The sequence below is a fragment of the Brevundimonas sp. C43 genome, assembly GCF_030732185.1.
GTDB classification, from domain to species: domain Bacteria; phylum Pseudomonadota; class Alphaproteobacteria; order Caulobacterales; family Caulobacteraceae; genus Brevundimonas; species Brevundimonas diminuta_C.
Genome location: NZ_CP132231.1, coordinates 2,257,683 through 2,273,145 on the forward strand (window position 1 = coordinate 2,257,683; position 15,463 = coordinate 2,273,145).

Sequence of the window (15,463 nt, forward strand, 5' to 3'; positions counted from 1 at the left end):
GGTCAGCCTCGCTGCCGGACCAGCACCTCGGCGATCTGGACCGCGTTCAGGGCCGCGCCCTTCCTCAAATTGTCGTTCGAGATGAACAGGGCGAGACCATGCTCAACCGTCGGATCGGGGCGGACCCGGCCGACGAAGACCGGGTCTTGACCCGACGCCTCCAGCGGATTCGGCACGGCCGTCACCACCACGCCCGGCGCCTGGCCCAGAATTTCCAGCGCCTGCGCCGCCGACAGCGAGCGCTCGAACTCGACATTGATCGAAAGAGAATGGCCGGTGAAGACCGGCACCCGCACGCAGGTGCCCGAAACCGGCAGGCCGGGGATCTCTAGTATCTTTCGGCTTTCGTCGCGTAGCTTCAGCTCCTCGTCGGTATAGCCGTCTTCGCCCAGCGTGTAGTTCAGGGCCACGACATTGGCCGCGATCGGCACAATCCACTTCTCGGGCGCGCCGAAGTCCACGGCCCCGCCGTCGCGGGCCAGGGCCGCGCCCTGCCCCACGGTCGCGCGCGACTGCTCCTCCAGCACGCGGATGCCCTCGATCCCGCCGCCCGAGACGGCCTGATAGGTGGAGACCGTCAGGCGCTTCAGCCCCGCCGCGTCGTGCAGGGGCTTCAGCACCGGCATGGCGGCCATGGTGGTGCAGTTGGGGTTGGCGATGATCCCCTTGGGTAGATTGGTCAGGGCGTGGGGGTTCACCTCGGCGACCACCAGCGGCACCTGCGGGTCAGAACGCCAAGCCGAGGAGTTGTCGATCACCACCGCCCCGGCCGCCGCCGCCTGGGGCGCCAGGGCCCTGGACGTCTCGCCGCCCGCCGAGAAGAAGACGATGTCCAGACCGGCGTAGTCGGCGCTCGCCGCATCCTCGACCACGATGTCGGTCTGGCCGAAGCGGATGATCTTGCCCGCCGACCGGGCCGAGGCGAACAGGCGCAGCGAGGCCAGCGGGAAGTTCCGCTCGGCCAACAGGCCGCGCATCATCTCGCCGACGAGGCCGGTGGCGCCGACGATACCCACGTGGGGCGGGTTGGACGGGGAAAAGGACATGATGGCGTCTCCTGGGAAGGGTGGAGGCGCGGGGTTCAGCCGGATCGACCGCCCCGCGCATCGGCGGGGCTTGGGATCGGGTTGTCGCTAGATCGCGCGCGCACCCGAAACCGCCCCGCCGAAGCCGGTGGTTTTCGAGGTCATCGCTTTAATCGGGCGCTGCGTCACGGCGACGCTCTCTAAGGGTGAGAAACGGTCGTGTAAACGGGCAGTGACGAAAGAATTCACGCAGAGAGAAGGAGAAGCGCCCTCCACACGCAATAAAGCCGCTACCCCTAAGCCCTCCCATCCGTCATCCGCGGGTCAAGCCCGAGGATGACGGACGCGTGGAAACCTCAGACCTTCGACAGGATCAGCGTGCCGTTGGTGCCGCCAAAGCCGAAGCTGTTGGACATGACGTGGGTCAGTTCGCCATCGTAGCGTTGGCGCAGGATCGGCATGCCTTCGAACGCCGGATCGAGATTTTCGATATGGGCGCTTTCGGCCGCGAAGCCGTTCTGCATCATCAGCAGGCAGTAGATGGCTTCCTGGGCGCCGGCCGCGCCGAGCGAGTGGCCGGTCAACGACTTGGTCGAGGAGATCATCGGCATCCGGTCGCTGAAGACGGCGCGCACGGCCTCCATCTCCTTGGCGTCGCCCACGGGGGTCGAGGTGCCGTGCGGGTTCAGATAGTCGATCTTGGGATTGCCGGCCTGTTCCAGCGCGATCTTCATGCAGCGCTGGGCGCCCTCGCCCGAGGGGGCGACCATGTCGTAGCCGTCGGCGTTGGCGCCATAGCCGGTGACCTCGGCGTAGATGGTCGCGCCGCGCGCCTTGGCCCGCTCATACTCTTCCAGCACCACGATGCCGGCGCCGCCGGCGATGACGAAGCCGTCGCGGTTGGCGTCATAGGCTCTGGAGGCGACCGACGGATTGTCGTTGAAGTCCGACGACATGGCGCCCATGGCGTCGAACATATTGGACATGGACCAGTCTATGTCCTCGCACCCGCCGGCGAAGACCACGTCCTGCTTGCCCCACTGGATCTGTTCGACCCCGGCGCCGATGCAGTGGGCGCTGGTCGCGCAGGCCGAGCTGATCGAATAGTTGATGCCGCGCATCTGGAACCAGGTCGACAGCACCGCCGACGGGCCCGACGCCATCGCCTTGGGCACAGCGAACGGGCCGATGCGCTTGGGCGCGCCCTTCTCGACCGTGGTCGCTGCCGCCTGCAGGATCACCTGGGTCGAGGGGCCGCCCTCGCCGACGATAAGGCCGATCCGGTCATCCTTGATCTCGTCCGCCGTCATGCCCGACGACTTCAGCGCCTCTTCAAAGGCGATGTGGCCCCAAGCCGTGCCGTTGGCTAGGAAGCGCGCGGCGCGACGATCGACCAGCTCTTCCCACGGACCGATCTTGGGCGGCGCCCAGACCTGGCTGCGGAAGCCGTATTTGGCGTGGTCGGGGGCATGAACGACGCCCGACCGGGCTTCGCGCAGGGACTGGGTCACCTCCTCGGCGCCGTGGCCGATGGAAGAGACGATGCCCAGGCCGGTGACGACGACACGACGCATGGTGTTTCCTTCTTGATGCTTCCTGGTCCGAGGACCGTCCGCCTTGTTCGCGGTTATATAGGGGCGTTAGCCGCCCGCCGCCTCATCCTTGGCGCCGAACAGGCCGACCCGCATGTCGTTGCAGGTGTAGATGACCTGGCCGTCGGCCTCCAGCACGCCGTCGGCGATGCCCATGACCAGCTTGCGGTTGATGACGCGTTTCAGGTTGATCTTGTAGACAACCTTCTTGATGTCCGGGGTGACCTGGCCGGTGAACTTGACCTCGCCGACGCCCAGGGCGCGGCCGCGACCGGGACCGCCGATCCAGCCCAGATAGAAGCCGACCAGCTGCCACATGGCGTCCAGGCCCAGGCAGCCCGGCATGACGGGGTCGCCGATGAAGTGGCACTGGAAGAACCAGAGGTCGGGATGGATGTCGAGTTCGGCCTCGACATAGCCCTTGCCGTGCTCTCCGCCGTCCGCATTGATCGTGGCGATGCGGTCGAACATCAGCATCGGCGGGGCGGGCAGCTGGGCGTTGCCGGGACCGAACAGCTCGCCGCGGCCCGAGGCCAGCAGGGCCTCATGATCGAAGGACGAAGGATATTGGGACTGGGTCAAGGCGCTTCCGTTTCTTGATACGTTGCGCGCGGGTTACACGACCGCGCCGCTTCGCTCAACAGCGTGCGGTCAGTTGCGACCCGTGCCTGCGGGGCGATTGGCGTTGCACAGCGCCCGCTCCTGGGTGCCGAACACCGCCCGCTGCGCCACGAAACCCTCCAGTCGTCGCGCCCGGACCTTGCACCAGCCCTCTTCGCATTCGTCCAGCATCACCAGGGCGCGCGGCGACAGGCGCGCCCGCACCGACGCCGTCTCGGATCGGCCCGACCGGATCGGCACTTCCTCGGCAGTCGTGTTGAAAACATAGCGCCGGCCCGACGACACCGTGCGGTGGATCCAGGCCACGGCCCCGTCGGGATCGCAGATCTTGCGCCATTCGGTCGTCTCGGCGATCACCTGAACCGGCAGGCCGGCGGCGCGGTATTCCCACAGGATCGGATAATCCAGGCCCGGCCCCTGGCGCGCGCGGACGTGCGAGGACTTCAGCGAAATCCAGCGCGGCACCTCAAGCCCGGTGGGCGTCGGGCGGCCGTCGGGCATGGTCGCGCCGGCGCTTGCCATCACGCCGAGGCCGAGAATGGCTCCAACGAGGGCGATGCGGCGTCGCAGGCTTTGGAAGATGGCGGCGGCTTTGCTAGACACTGATTGGAACGACCCGTCGCGCGGGCTTTGATCCGTCTGAATCGCCGCCCGCTAACCAAGGCCGAGAATGTCTCCCCGCAAGCTTAAGGTCGTATTAACCAGACGCCTGCCCGACGCGGTCGAAACGCGCATGCGCGAGCTGTTCGACGCCGAGCTGAACCTGAAGGATCAGCCGATGGATCGCGCCGCCTTGCAGGCCGCCGTCCAGCGGGCCGAGGTTCTGGTGCCCACCATCACCGACGTCATCGACGCCGACCTGATCAATGGCGCGGGCGAGCAGTTGAAGATGATCGCCAACTTCGGCGCCGGAGTGGACCATATCGACGTCGATGCGGCCGTGGCGCGCGGCATCATCGTGACCAACACGCCCGGCGTCCTGACCGAGGACACCGCCGACCTGGCCATGAGCCTGATCCTGGCCGTCAGCCGCCGCATCGTCGAAGGCGCCCAGGTCGTGGCCGAAGGCCGGTTCGAGGGCTGGACCCCAACCTGGATGTGCGGTCGCAAGCTGTGGGGCAAGCGGCTGGGCATCGTCGGCATGGGCCGGATCGGCCAGGCCCTCGCCCGCCGCGCCAAGGCCTTCGGGCTTCAGGTCCACTATCATAATCGCAAGCCCGTCCCCGCCCTGATCGAGGAAGAGCTGGGCGCGACCTACTGGGACGATCTGGACCAGATGCTGGCCCGGATGGACATCGTCTCGCTGAACTGTCCGGCGACGAAGGACACCCACCATCTGCTGTCGGCCGAGCGGCTGGCCCGGCTCCAGCCCCACGCCATCCTGATCAACACCGCGCGCGGCGAACTGATCGACGAGGCGGCCCTGGCTCAGGCCGTGGCCATGCGCGCCCTGTCCGGCGTCGGCCTGGACGTGTTTGAGAACGAGCCCGCCATCCATCATGGTCTGCTGGGCCAGTCCAATGTCGTGCTGCTGCCTCACCTGGGTTCCGCCACGTTGGAAGCGCGCCAGGACATGGGCGACCGCGTTATCGCCAACGTCATGACCTACCAGAACGGCCACCGCCCGCCGGACCGGGTCATCCCCGCAATGCTTTAGGGCGCAGCCAGCAACCGCTCGGCCGCATCGGGATATTTCTGCGCCAGCCGCGCCGCCCAGTCGGCCTTGAGCGGCAGCGGCGCGCGTACCTCGCGAATGCGGCGTTCGACCAGGGCGGCGGCCTCGCGGTGTGCGGGCCAGTCCATCAGAAATCCCAGCGCCGTCTCGACATCGGCATAGGTCGCGGCGTGAGCCAGGGCGCGGTCCAACGCCTCCACATCGTCGAAGTCTGGCAGGCGCGCCAGATAGGCCCGCAGCACCGGCGCGGACAGGTCGCGCTCGAACATCGCCCAACGCAGGTCTTGCGCCTCGTCCTTGCGGCCCTCGGCTTCCAGAAGGTCTATCGAGGTCGCCTCCCATGCCGGCGTCAGGGCAGGCGGTCCGGCCTGCGGCGATCGCCCGAAGGTCCAGCGTCGATTCCCCGCCGACGGTTTCAGCGCCGCCTCCAGCACCTGACGCGCTTCTGCAATGCGATCAGCGACCAGCAGTCGCTTGGCCATCACCGCCGCGAAATCCGGCGAGCCCCGCTCCTCCGGCGTCGTCATCGACAGCCACAGGTCCAGATCGCCCGCCCGGTCTGCCAGCCGACGCACGACCGTCCGCATGCCGCGCGCGCTGGATGCGGTATCGAGACGATCCAGCAGCCGCCTGGCCAGGTCCGCCGTCAAATCATCGCCGCCCGCGCCGATCCACCGAGCGTATTCGAGCGGTTGCCGCGCCACCGCCTCCGCCAGCAAATCCAACGTGTTTTCATCCGTCCGAACCGCGTCCTCAGCGATCCGCCAAAGGTCCGAGGCCGCCGTTTCGAACGCGTCGGCCAGTTCGCCCTTCTGATCCTTGACCCGCGACGCCAAGCCGCGAAACAGATCGAACCAGCCGATCAATCGCTCCAACCCGATCGCCGGCGCGGCCTGGGCCAGATCCTCGACGATTGCAGCCCGCAGAATCTCCAGATCGCGCAGCAGGTCCGGCCGCTTTCGCCATGACACGCGCGCGCGGCTTGCGGCGATGGTCGTCAATCGCTTGTCGATTTCCACGGCCAGCAGATCCGGCCCGGCCTCGGCCGCCATCACCAGCCTGAGCCGCCGCTTCAGGATCGCATCCGCATCCGCCGCCTGCATCAGCAGTTCGCCCAGACGCTCAGCCCCCAAAGCGCTGAGATTCGCAGCGTTCAGCCGTTTGGGCGAGGCGGGACGTCGGGCCATCGGGCCTCCTTTTCACAAGTCTGTCGGACCGAACTCACACGGCTGTCGAAAACCGCTGGCAGGGGAGGAACCGTCGTAAACGCGCTTCGTTTCCGGCGTCCTGTTCGAGGAAGTGTGCGTTGGACTCCTACTACTGCATCGTCAACCTGCCCGGCGTTCCGGTGAGGGACATCTGCGTCCTCGACGCGGCGAACGACACGGCGGCCAATCAGGCGCTGGAGGGGATCGCCCGCAACTGGGTCGGGTTCGAGACCCTCTATCTTTATTGCGGCGAGCGTCTGGTGACGGTGCTCAGCAACCCGGCGCTGGGCTTCGCTCCGCCGTTGGCTGACTTGGATTTGGCCGACATCCGTTTCGCGACGGCCGCCTGAGCGTCAGCCGCCGCAGACCGGGCATTCCGGATCGGCGGCGACCCGCACGGTCCGCGCCGTGCCCGCCAGACCATCATAGAGCATCAGTCGTCCGGTCAGCGCCTCGCCCGCGCCGGTGATCAGCTTGATGACCTCCAGCGCCGCCATCGACCCAATCACGCCGGTCAGGGCGCCCACGACGCCGACACGCGCACAGGTCTCCGCATCCGGCGGAATCTCGGGCACCAGGCATTGATAGCAGGGCTTGCCTGCGAACACCCCGATCTGCCCGTTCCAGCGGCCCAGCGCGCCCGACACCAGCGGCTTGCCCGCCGCCACGCAGGCCGCATTGACCCACAGCCGGGTCTGGAAATCGTCGGTCCCGTCCAGAACGATGTCGAAGGCTGCGATCCGAGCCGCCGCATTCTCGGCGGTGATCCGCTCGGCGAAGGTTTCGACCGCGACATGCGGATTGAGGCCGACCAGCCGTTCCGACGCCGCCTCGACCTTCGACCGGCCGACCTCCGCCGTCGAAAAGGCGATCTGCCGTTGCAGGTTGGACAGGCCCACGACGTCGTCGTCGATCAGGCCCAGCGTCCCGACGCCCGCCGCGGCCAGATAGAGCGCCGCCGGCGATCCCACGCCGCCGGCGCCGACGATCAGCACCCGCGCGCGCTTCAGCGCCTGCTGCCCCGGCCCGCCCACTTCGGACAGGACCAGATGGCGCGCATAGCGTTCGACTTCGTCTTCGGAAAAGATCACCGCCCCATCTAGCGCCGCAGAGCTTCCGGCGCGAGGGGTCCTTCGCCTATCGTCTCAGGCGGCCATCCGCACGTGTTCGCACGACAGCAGCTTTTCCAGACCGGCGCTGGACAGATCGCTCAACCGCCGTCCGCGCAAGATGTCGGCGGCCTGCTGGGTGCTGAGGGCGCACAGCCGCGCGGGTTCGCGCATCCGCCGCTGCATGACGGGCCGATCATCCAGGACGCGGATGTTGTGATGGCGCGGGTCTTTCCATAGGCGCGACAGCAACCGGTCCACATCCGCACGGGCGCCTTCGATCACCTGGGCCGCCTCGCCCTCGTGGAACAGCATGGCGCTGCCGATCTCGTCGCGGCGGTTGTTTCGCTCCGACGCGCCGAGGATTTCGGCAAGCGATTGGGTCGTGTGGTTGGCGCCACCGATCATTTCACTCACGAAAACGACGCGATAAAGCAAAACCTGTCCCTCGATTTCAAAGAACCGCGAAAGCGGATTGCGCCTTCTAGCCAATATTGGGGTCAAAATAAGACAGCGTTATACCGAGGCGCGGCAGACTTGATGCCGGCTCCCGGCCGCGCCATCTGATCGTCATGACCCAGACCGCATCCAACTTCCCCGACTGGCACGGCACCACCATTCTGGCGGTGCGCAAGAACGGACGCACCGTGATCGCCGGCGATGGCCAGGTCTCGATGGGCCCGACCATCGTCAAGGGCGCGGCCCGCAAGGTGCGCACCCTGGCGGGCGGCAAGGTGCTGGCCGGCTTTGCCGGCGCCACGGCCGACGCCTTCACCCTGATCGAGCGGCTTGAGGCCAAGCTGGAGCAGTATCCTGATCAGCTGGCGCGCGCCTGCGTCGACCTGGCCAAGGACTGGCGCACCGACCGCTATCTGCGTCGGCTGGAGGCCATGCTGCTGGTGGCGGACAAGTCGTCCATCTTCACCGTGACCGGCGTCGGCGATGTGCTGGAGCCAGAGTATGGCGTCGCCGCCGTGGGTTCGGGCGGCAACTACGCCCTGTCGGCCGCCCGCGCCCTGATCGAGGAAACCGATCTGGACGCCGAACAGGTCGCACGCAAGGCCATGAAGATCGCCGCCGAAATCTGCGTCTACACCAATGGCAATCTAACCGTGGAAACGCTTCAGGCCTGACCCGTCAGGCGGGTCAGATCACTTCGGCGATCAGGCCCAGCGCCTTGGCCTCCTGGGCCTCGATGTACCAGTTGGCGGGGGCGCGTTTCAACACCTCCTCCATCGTGACCGACGATCCGCGCACCAGATTCTCGAAACCTTCGTTCTGGATGGCGATGGAGTGTTCCAGCTCGTTCAGCATGGCGCGAACCGAGGCGATGCAGGTCGTCAGCGGCCCCGAGACATGCAGTTGCTTATCCATCTTGCGCTCATGGATCATCACTCGCGCGCCCCGCGTCAGATAGCGGTTCTCCACTGCAAAGAAGCTCATGAAGGTGGCGCCGGCGGAATAGATCGCCGCCTTGCCCAGAAAGACCAGCCGGCGGGACGGATTGATGTCGCTTTGAAAGCGCACGTCCTCGCCCATCATTCGCGTCACCTCCGGATCACCGCCCAGGGTGGACAGTTCGATGACGGTCAGCCCGGTGTCGGGCGCCTCCGCCATCTGCTGGCGGAAGCGGTCGTACATGGCGTAATCGACCGCGCCGGCGAGAAGAATGCGCGGCGTATCGAAAGCTTCGGCCGTCAGAACGCCGCTCGGCGCCGCCTCTGACATCAGAGCTCGGCCGCGGCGGCTGCGTCGTCGCTGATGGGATAGCCCTGGGCCGACGCCCAGGATCGGGCTTCGCGGATCGAGAAAAAGGCCTGGTTCTGCATCCGCCGCGACCCCGCGTCATCGACCAGCTCGCACTCCCACCACCGGATCGTGCGACGATCGGAGGTGTTGCAGGTGCGCGGAACGAGAAGGGCGTGGGGCGTCATGCGCCACTAACGAAACATTGTCCCGGCGGTTCCTTCGAAGCCGAGATTTCGCCTTTAGGAACAAATCATTGTGCGACGCACGAGGGCACGGCACCCGCACCGAGGTGATGGGACAATTTGCGATCAAAGGCCCCTTGGCTTAAGCGCGCGCCATGACCGACGCCGCGCCTCCCCGCCCCCTCGCCCGCAACCCGCGCGGCTTCGCCGACAAGCGCGGCCGTGACCTGACCGCCGAACGGCGCATCGTCGCCAGGGTGTCCGAGGTTTATGAGCGTTGGGGCTTCGAGCCGCTGGAAACCCCGGCCTTCGAATATGCCGATGCGCTGGGCAAGTTCCTGCCCGACGCCGACCGCCCGAACGAGGGCGTCTTCGCGCTACAGGACGACGCCGGATCGGACGAGCCTGGCGAATGGATGGCCTTGCGCTACGACCACACCGCGCCCCTGGCCCGGTTCGCGGCCCAGACCTGGGAAACTCTGCCCAAGCCGTTCCGCCGCTATGCCTATGGTCCCGTCTGGCGCAACGAGAAGCCCGGCCCCGGTCGCTTCCGCGAGTTTTGGCAGTGCGACGCCGACACCGTCGGCTCCGACCGGCCCGAAGCCGACGCCGAAATCATCGCCATGGGCTGCGAAGGCTTGCGCGCCGCCGGTCTGGACGCCGGCCAGGCGCAGATCCGCGTTTCGAACCGCAAGCTGTTCGACGGCCTGTTCGACGCCGGCGGCGTGACCGAGGCCGGTCAACGGCTGACGGCGCTTCGCGCCATCGACAAGTTCGACCGCCTGGGCTGGGAAGGCGTGGTCCAACTGCTGGGCGAAGGGCGTCTGGACGACTCGGGCGACTACACCAAGGGCGCCCAGCTGCCCGCCAAGGTCACGGCCGCCATCGAGGCCTTCCTGGCTTCGGCCAATACCCCCGGCCTGTCGCGGGCCGAAACGCTGGACGCCGTCGCGCGCTCCGGCGACCTCGGCGCGGCGGGCGAGGCGGCGCTGAACGAACTGGCCGCCATCGACCGGGCGCTGGCCGCCATGTCGGTCGGCCAGGACGCCGTGAAGTTCGATCCGACCATCGTGCGCGGCCTGGAATATTACACCGGCGCCGTGTTCGAGGCCGAGCTGTTGCTCGACACGGTTGACGACAAGGGCCGCCCGGTCCGCTTCGGCTCCATCGGCGGCGGCGGTCGCTATGACGATCTGGTCGCCCGCTTCACCGGCCAGAGCACGCCGGCGACCGGCTTCTCCTTCGGGGTTTCGCGTCTGGCCTCAGCCCTGCGCGCGGCGGGACGGGGCACCGAGGACGCCGTGCGCGGCCCCGTGGTCGTCATCGTCTTCTCCGAGGACGACATGGTCCATTATCTGACCGCCGTCGCCGAACTGCGCGCCGCCGGGATCGCCGCCGAGCTTTATCTGGGTCGCGCCGGCATGAAGGCGCAGATGAAATACGCAGATCGACGCGGCGCCCCGGCTGTCGTCATCCTGGGCGGAGACGAGATCGCCGCCGGAGAGGTCACGATCAAGGATCTGGACGCCGGCCGCGTCGCCGCCGCCGCCATCACGGACAACGACGCCTGGAAAGCCCAACGTCCCGGCCAGATGAAAATCCCCCGCGAAGGCCTGGTCGCCGCCATCAAGTCCATTATCGAATAAGCTTCGATAATGACCGGCCCTTGAAATGGGTTATCAGTGATAAGTCGAAGAAAGTTCGACTCTCGCCAAACCGGGCGTTGACGACCGACCGGCCCTTGCGTCAAATGACCTCACTCGAGGGCAAGCGTTGCTCAAGCGCGCAGCACTCGAAGGCGTTTCGGGGAGGAAACGTCCGCTCTTTAAAGAGCGCGAAAGCCCGCTGCGATGTATCCCCCGCAGCGGGCTTTTTCGCGTCTGGTGCTCAGACAAACGCTTATGAAACCTCGACAAATTCTAGATGCGACGTCGAGATCGAGCAGCCCGGTCTCGATATGAAAAAGGCCGGGGCGAACCCCGGCCTTTGCATTCTCGAACAAGCGTCGCCCTACCAGAGGCGGACGCGTTCCTCGGGCGTCAGATAGTATTTCGTGCCCGGCTGAACATCGAAGGCGTCGTACCAGGCGTCGACGTTGCGCAGCGGGCCGATGACGCGGAACTGGGCGGCCGAGTGCGGGTCGGTGGCGACCTGCTGCTTCAGCGCCTCGTCGCGGTACTTCGACTGCCAGACCTGAGCCCAGCCGTAGAAGAAGCGCTGGTCGCCCGTCGCGCCGTCCAGAACCGGCGCCGGCTGGCCGTTCAGCGACAGGTGATAGGCTTCAAGACCCACGGCCACGCCCGAGGCGTCGCCGATGTTCTCGCCCATCGTGAGGCCAGGGTTGATGTGATAGCCGGCGATCGGCTCATAGGTCGCATATTGCGCGCCCAGACGCGCCGTCAGGGCCTCGAAGTTGGCCTTGTCTTCCGGCGTCCACCAGTTGCGCAGCACGCCGTCGCCGTCGGATTTGGAGCCCTGGTCGTCGAAGCCGTGGCCGATCTCGTGCCCGATCACGCCGCCGATGCCGCCATAGTTGACCGCCGCATCGCCATTCGGATCGAAGAAGGGCGGCTGCAGGATCGCGGCCGGGAAGACGATCTCGTTGTTGGCCGAGTTGTAGTAGGCGTTGACGGTCTGCGGGGTCATGCCCCACTCCGACTTGTCGACCGGCTCGTTCAGACGGGCCAGATCATAGTTCCACTCGAACAGGCCGCGGCGCTCGGCGTTGCCGACCAGGTCGTTCGCGCGGATGTCCAGACCGGAGTAGTCGCGCCATTTGTCGGGATAGCCGATCTTGACGGTGAACTTGCGCAGCTTTTCTTGCGCCGCCGCCTTGGTCTCGGTCCCCATCCAGGTCAGGTTGTCGATCCGGTGCGACAGGGCGGTGCGCAGATTGGCGACCAGTTCTTCCATCTTGGCCTTGGATTCGGCCGGGAAATACTGGGCGACGTAGAGCCGGCCCGTGGCTTCGCCCAGCGAGCCTTCGGCGAAGGAGATCGCGCGCTTTTCGCGGGTGCGCTGCTCAGGCTGACCCGACAGATCGCGCGAACGGAACTCCCATTGGGCGTCGGCGAAGCGCTTGGACATCAGCGGCGCCATGTCGTCGGCTGTGTGGAAGGCCTGCCAGGCCTGCAGCAGTTCGACCGGCGTCTCGGCGTAGATGGCCGCGATCTTGGGCATGGCCGTATCCTGACGCACGATCAGGCGCGGCACGTCGCCCAGCTTGGCCGCATCGTAGTAGGCCTGCCAGGCGAAGCCCGGCGCGTCCTCGGCCAGTTTGGCGATGGTGAACTCGTTATAGGTCCGGTCGCGGTTGCGGTTCTCGACCGGGGTCCAGTGGGCCTCGGCGATCTTGGTTTCCAGCGCGACGATCTGGGCGGCGGTTTCGATCGGGTTGGTCCAGCCGATCATCTCCAGCATCCGGCCGACGTAGGCCTGATACTTCTCTTTCTTGTCGGCGAAACGGGCGTCCAGATAATAGTCGCGGTTCGGCAGGCCGATACCCGACTGGCCCGTCGAGACGACGTAGCGGGTCGGTTGCTTGGAATCGATCGTGATGCCGGTGCCGAAGAAGGACGAGCCGAAGCGGCCGGCCGTCTGGCCCATATAGACGGCCATCTTATCATGGCTGTCGGCGGCGCGGATGGCGGCCAGATAGGGTTGCAGCGGCTGGGCGTCCAACTGCTCGATGCGCGCCTCGTCGATGTAGGAGCGATAGGCGTCGGCGACCTTGGCCTCGTCCGATCCGGGCGTCAGGTCGGTGCGGTTGGCCAGGCCCAGCACCAGTTCCTTCATGCGGTTATCCGACAGTTCGCGCAGCAAGGCGAACGAGCCATAGCTGGTGCGGTCCGAAGGAATGACCAGTTTTTCCAAGGCCTTGCCGTTGGCGTATTGGAAGAAGTCGTCGCCCGGCTTCACCGAGGTGTCGCGGCCGGCCATGTCGAAGCCCCAGGTTCCGTAGCGGGGCGCGTCGACGCCCTGCCAACCGGCCGCCGTCTCTTCGCCCGAGAACAGCGAAACGAGGGTGCAGGCGTCGTCGATGCAGGCGTGGTCGTGACCGATATCCTGAGCCAGAACCGAGCTGGCGGGCAGAAGAAGGGCGCCGACGGCGGCCCCGATAAGCAGACGTTTCATCACTATGTCCCTGTTCCCACCCGGCATTTGGATGGTTCGGCGCAGACCCTAGTCCGGCGAGGGGGGGTGTCGCCTTAAAAAAAGTTCATGATTCCGATGCGACCTCTCGCCACGGCGCGGGTATCGGGGTCAGATACGCCGACGCGAGGAGGGCGGATGCACGGTCAGGGCGGCGACTATAAGGATCTGGTGGTGTTTCTGGCGGCCGCCGGCGTCATCGTGCCCCTGGTCAATCGGCTGAAGGTCAGCCCCGTGCTGGGCTTTCTTGCAGCGGGCGTTTTGCTGGGGCCGGACGGCCTGGGCCGGTTCGCGCAAAGCCTGCCCTGGCTGTCATGGCTGACCATCGGCGATCCGGGCCAACTGGCGCAGTTGTCGGAACTGGGCGTCGCCTTTCTCTTGTTCATGATCGGTCTGGAGCTGTCGTGGGAGCGGCTGCGCGCCATGCGCCGGCTCGTGTTCGGCCTGGGACTGATGCAGGTCGTGGTCTGCACCGCCGTGCTGGCGGGCGGTTTCATGCTGATGGGCCAGACCCTGGCCAGCGCCGTAGTGCTGGGCATGGGCCTCGCCCTGTCCTCGACGGCCGTGGTCATGCCCGTACTGGCCGAGCGCGGGCGGTTGAAGGGGACGGTCGGCCGTTCCACCTTCGCCATCCTGCTGGCCCAGGACCTGTCGGTCGCCCCGATCCTGATCACCGTCACCGTCCTGGCGGCCCTGGCCCAGCAGGGCGGCGCGCTGGATCCCGTCGTGCTCGGGCGCGCCCTGTTCACCCTGGTTCCGGCCGCCATTGGTCTGGGTCTGCTGGTGCTGCTGGGGCGCGTGGTGCTGCGGCCGATGTTCCGGTCGGTGGCCAAAGCGCGCAAGGCCGACCAGGGCGGCGAACTGTTCGTCGCCGCCTCCCTGCTGGTCGTGGTCGGGGCCGGCCTCGCCGCCCAGGCCAGCGGCCTGTCGATGAGCATCGGCGCCCTTGTCGCCGGCGTGCTGCTGGCCGAGACCGAGTTCCGGCGCGAGGTCGAGGTTTCCATCGAACCGTTCAAGGGGCTTCTGCTCGGCGTCTTCTTCGTCGGCGTCGGCTTGGGTCTGGACCTGGACGCCATCGCCGCCGATCCGGTCGGCGTCTTCGGCCTGGCCCTGGCCCTGACGATCGTGAAGACCGGCGTCATCTTCAGCCTGGCCCGCTTCTGGGGCCTGGGCGCCCGACCGGCTTTGGAGACGGCGCTCGTTCTGGCGCCAGCGGGCGAATTCGCCTTCGTGGTCTTCGCCACCGGCCTCGTCGAAGGCCTCGCGCCGCCGCAGTTGACCAACACCGTGGCCCTGTCGGCGACCGTCAGCATCTTTTCGATCCCCCTGCTCGCCCTGCTAGGCCAGAAGCTGGCGCGCAAGTCGTCCGCCGCAGGCCAGCCCGTCGCGCTTCCGAAGCTGGAGACGGCCGACGGCGCGGTCATCATCGTCGGCTTCGGGCGCGTCGGCCGGCTGATCGGGGAAATGCTGAAGGCGCACGATCAGCCCTTCATCGCCCTGGACACCGATGCGGGCGCCGTCGCTGCCGGCCGACGTGACGGATTCGATGTCTTCTATGGCGATGCGGGGCGGCGCGAGATGCTCCAGCACTGCGGCGTTCAATCCACCCGCGCCCTGATCGTCACCATGGACGCGCCGACGAAAGTGGACGAGGTGGTCACCACGGCGCGGTCGATGCGCGACGACCTGATCCTGATCGCCCGCGCTCGCGACGACCAGCACGCCATCCGGCTGTATGGACTGGGCGTCACCGACGCCGTGCCGGAGACGACCGAGGCCAGTCTGCAGCTGGCCGAAAACACCCTGGTCGATCTGGGCGTGCCCATGGGCCTTGTGCTCGCCTCGGTCCACGAACGTCGCGATCAGTTTCGCAAGGCCTTTCAGTCGGCCATCCCGATCGAGCGTCGCAATCGCCCCAGCCGGGCACTGCGCCGCACGTTGCGCCCGACGCGCGTCGACCCCGCGCCGGAGTAAGGGAAGCCCCTTACAGACGGTCGCCGGACCCATTTTCGTCATGGTTCCGTGATGCAAGCGCGCCTCTCCATGACTGCATCTGCGGAGCAGAAGCGCCCTTTCGGTTCGATCCAAGGGCTCAGATATTCATTCGAGGTCGCTGCCGGGCCCGCCCCGACCAGAGACCGAAAGTAGAG

15 protein-coding genes are annotated in these 15,463 nt (G+C 66.9%); 5 read left to right on the forward strand and 10 right to left on the reverse strand.

The window, feature by feature from the left end; translation table 11 throughout:
* Positions 1–2 precede the first annotated feature (2 nt).
* The 4 genes from Q9R14_RS11465 to Q9R14_RS11480 all read right to left on the reverse strand — a co-directional run bounded on the left by Q9R14_RS11465 (position 3) and on the right by Q9R14_RS11480 (position 3,841).
* A complete protein-coding gene (locus Q9R14_RS11465; protein WP_306002481.1) occupies positions 3–1,046 on the reverse strand; it encodes an aspartate-semialdehyde dehydrogenase in 1,044 nt (347 codons plus the stop codon).
* Between the two features lie 335 nt (positions 1,047–1,381).
* The gene (fabB, locus tag Q9R14_RS11470; RefSeq protein WP_306002482.1) at positions 1,382–2,599 is read right to left on the reverse strand and encodes a beta-ketoacyl-ACP synthase I; all 1,218 of its coding nucleotides are present in this window, start codon (positions 2,597–2,599) and stop codon (positions 1,382–1,384) included.
* 66 nt (positions 2,600–2,665) lie between these two features.
* Complete coding sequence (fabA, locus tag Q9R14_RS11475; protein ID WP_306002483.1) at positions 2,666–3,199, reverse strand: 3-hydroxyacyl-[acyl-carrier-protein] dehydratase FabA; 534 nt, start codon at positions 3,197–3,199, stop codon at positions 2,666–2,668.
* A gap of 69 nt (positions 3,200–3,268) precedes the next feature.
* Positions 3,269–3,841: an SH3 domain-containing protein gene (locus Q9R14_RS11480; protein WP_231868706.1), complete on the reverse strand. Its 573-nt coding sequence runs from the start codon at positions 3,839–3,841 to the stop codon at positions 3,269–3,271.
* A 67-nt stretch (positions 3,842–3,908) separates the two neighbouring features.
* Between Q9R14_RS11480 and Q9R14_RS11485 the strand changes: the two genes are divergently transcribed.
* Complete coding sequence (locus tag Q9R14_RS11485; protein ID WP_026108384.1) at positions 3,909–4,895, forward strand: D-glycerate dehydrogenase; 987 nt, start codon at positions 3,909–3,911, stop codon at positions 4,893–4,895.
* On the opposite strand, the gene Q9R14_RS11490 is transcribed toward Q9R14_RS11485, so the two are convergent.
* A complete protein-coding gene (locus Q9R14_RS11490) occupies positions 4,892–6,100 on the reverse strand; it encodes a DUF6880 family protein (RefSeq protein ID WP_306002484.1) in 1,209 nt (402 codons plus the stop codon). The two genes, Q9R14_RS11485 and Q9R14_RS11490, sit on opposite strands and share 4 nt — an antisense overlap.
* 119 nt (positions 6,101–6,219) lie before the next feature.
* Here Q9R14_RS11490 and Q9R14_RS11495 point away from each other — a divergent pair, with 119 nt between their 5' ends.
* On the forward strand, positions 6,220–6,471 hold the full coding sequence (locus Q9R14_RS11495; protein WP_039243907.1) for a hypothetical protein: 252 nt from the start codon (positions 6,220–6,222) through the stop codon (positions 6,469–6,471).
* Between the two features lie 3 nt (positions 6,472–6,474).
* Here the strand turns inward: Q9R14_RS11495 and Q9R14_RS11500 are convergent, their stop codons facing one another.
* Positions 6,475–7,212: a molybdopterin-synthase adenylyltransferase MoeB gene (locus tag Q9R14_RS11500; RefSeq protein WP_306002485.1), complete on the reverse strand. Its 738-nt coding sequence runs from the start codon at positions 7,210–7,212 to the stop codon at positions 6,475–6,477.
* 54 nt (positions 7,213–7,266) lie between these two features.
* Positions 7,267–7,734: a BLUF domain-containing protein gene (locus Q9R14_RS11505; protein WP_371929720.1), complete on the reverse strand. Its 468-nt coding sequence runs from the start codon at positions 7,732–7,734 to the stop codon at positions 7,267–7,269.
* Positions 7,735–7,802: 68 nt separating this feature from the next.
* On the opposite strand from Q9R14_RS11505, the gene hslV reads away from it, so the two are divergent.
* Complete coding sequence (gene hslV, locus Q9R14_RS11510) at positions 7,803–8,363, forward strand: ATP-dependent protease subunit HslV (RefSeq protein WP_017504950.1); 561 nt, start codon at positions 7,803–7,805, stop codon at positions 8,361–8,363.
* Positions 8,364–8,376: 13 nt separating this feature from the next.
* Here the strand turns inward: hslV and Q9R14_RS11515 are convergent, their stop codons facing one another.
* Together Q9R14_RS11515 and Q9R14_RS11520 are read right to left on the reverse strand one after the other, a co-directional pair.
* Positions 8,377–8,958 (reverse strand): ClpP family protease, encoded by a 582-nt coding sequence (locus Q9R14_RS11515; protein WP_306002487.1) that lies wholly within the window; start codon positions 8,956–8,958, stop codon positions 8,377–8,379.
* Positions 8,958–9,164, reverse strand: a complete 207-nt coding sequence (locus Q9R14_RS11520) for a hypothetical protein (protein WP_265151161.1) — start codon at positions 9,162–9,164, stop codon at positions 8,958–8,960. Before Q9R14_RS11520 ends, Q9R14_RS11515 begins: the two co-directional genes overlap by 1 nt.
* Positions 9,165–9,316: 152 nt before the next feature.
* Here Q9R14_RS11520 and hisS point away from each other — a divergent pair, with 152 nt between their 5' ends.
* Positions 9,317–10,807, forward strand: a complete 1,491-nt coding sequence (gene hisS, locus Q9R14_RS11525) for a histidine--tRNA ligase (protein ID WP_306002488.1) — start codon at positions 9,317–9,319, stop codon at positions 10,805–10,807.
* 364 nt (positions 10,808–11,171) lie between these two features.
* Here the strand turns inward: hisS and Q9R14_RS11530 are convergent, their stop codons facing one another.
* Positions 11,172–13,295, reverse strand: a complete 2,124-nt coding sequence (locus Q9R14_RS11530) for a M13 family metallopeptidase (RefSeq protein ID WP_306002489.1) — start codon at positions 13,293–13,295, stop codon at positions 11,172–11,174.
* Positions 13,296–13,451: 156 nt separating this feature from the next.
* Here Q9R14_RS11530 and Q9R14_RS11535 point away from each other — a divergent pair, with 156 nt between their 5' ends.
* Positions 13,452–15,287: a cation:proton antiporter gene (locus Q9R14_RS11535; RefSeq protein WP_371929788.1), complete on the forward strand. Its 1,836-nt coding sequence runs from the start codon at positions 13,452–13,454 to the stop codon at positions 15,285–15,287.
* Positions 15,288–15,463 lie beyond the last annotated feature (176 nt).

Excerpts from the sequence above, each read along its gene's own strand:
- Q9R14_RS11515 (WP_306002487.1), bottom strand. The coding sequence starts at position 8,958 with ATGTCAGAGGCGGCGCCGAGCGGCGTTCTGACGGCCGAAGCTTTCGAT.
- Q9R14_RS11465 (WP_306002481.1), bottom strand. The coding sequence starts at position 1,046 with ATGTCCTTTTCCCCGTCCAACCCGCCCCACGTGGGTATCGTCGGCGCC.
- hslV (WP_017504950.1), top strand. The coding sequence starts at position 7,803 with ATGACCCAGACCGCATCCAACTTCCCCGACTGGCACGGCACCACCATT.
- Q9R14_RS11485 (WP_026108384.1), top strand. The coding sequence starts at position 3,909 with ATGTCTCCCCGCAAGCTTAAGGTCGTATTAACCAGACGCCTGCCCGAC.
- hisS (WP_306002488.1), top strand. The coding sequence starts at position 9,317 with ATGACCGACGCCGCGCCTCCCCGCCCCCTCGCCCGCAACCCGCGCGGC.
- Q9R14_RS11520 (WP_265151161.1), bottom strand. The coding sequence starts at position 9,164 with ATGACGCCCCACGCCCTTCTCGTTCCGCGCACCTGCAACACCTCCGAT.
- Q9R14_RS11530 (WP_306002489.1), bottom strand. The coding sequence starts at position 13,295 with ATGAAACGTCTGCTTATCGGGGCCGCCGTCGGCGCCCTTCTTCTGCCC.
- Q9R14_RS11490 (WP_306002484.1), bottom strand. The coding sequence starts at position 6,100 with ATGGCCCGACGTCCCGCCTCGCCCAAACGGCTGAACGCTGCGAATCTC.
- Q9R14_RS11535 (WP_371929788.1), top strand. The coding sequence starts at position 13,452 with ATGCACGGTCAGGGCGGCGACTATAAGGATCTGGTGGTGTTTCTGGCG.
- fabB (WP_306002482.1), bottom strand. The coding sequence starts at position 2,599 with ATGCGTCGTGTCGTCGTCACCGGCCTGGGCATCGTCTCTTCCATCGGC.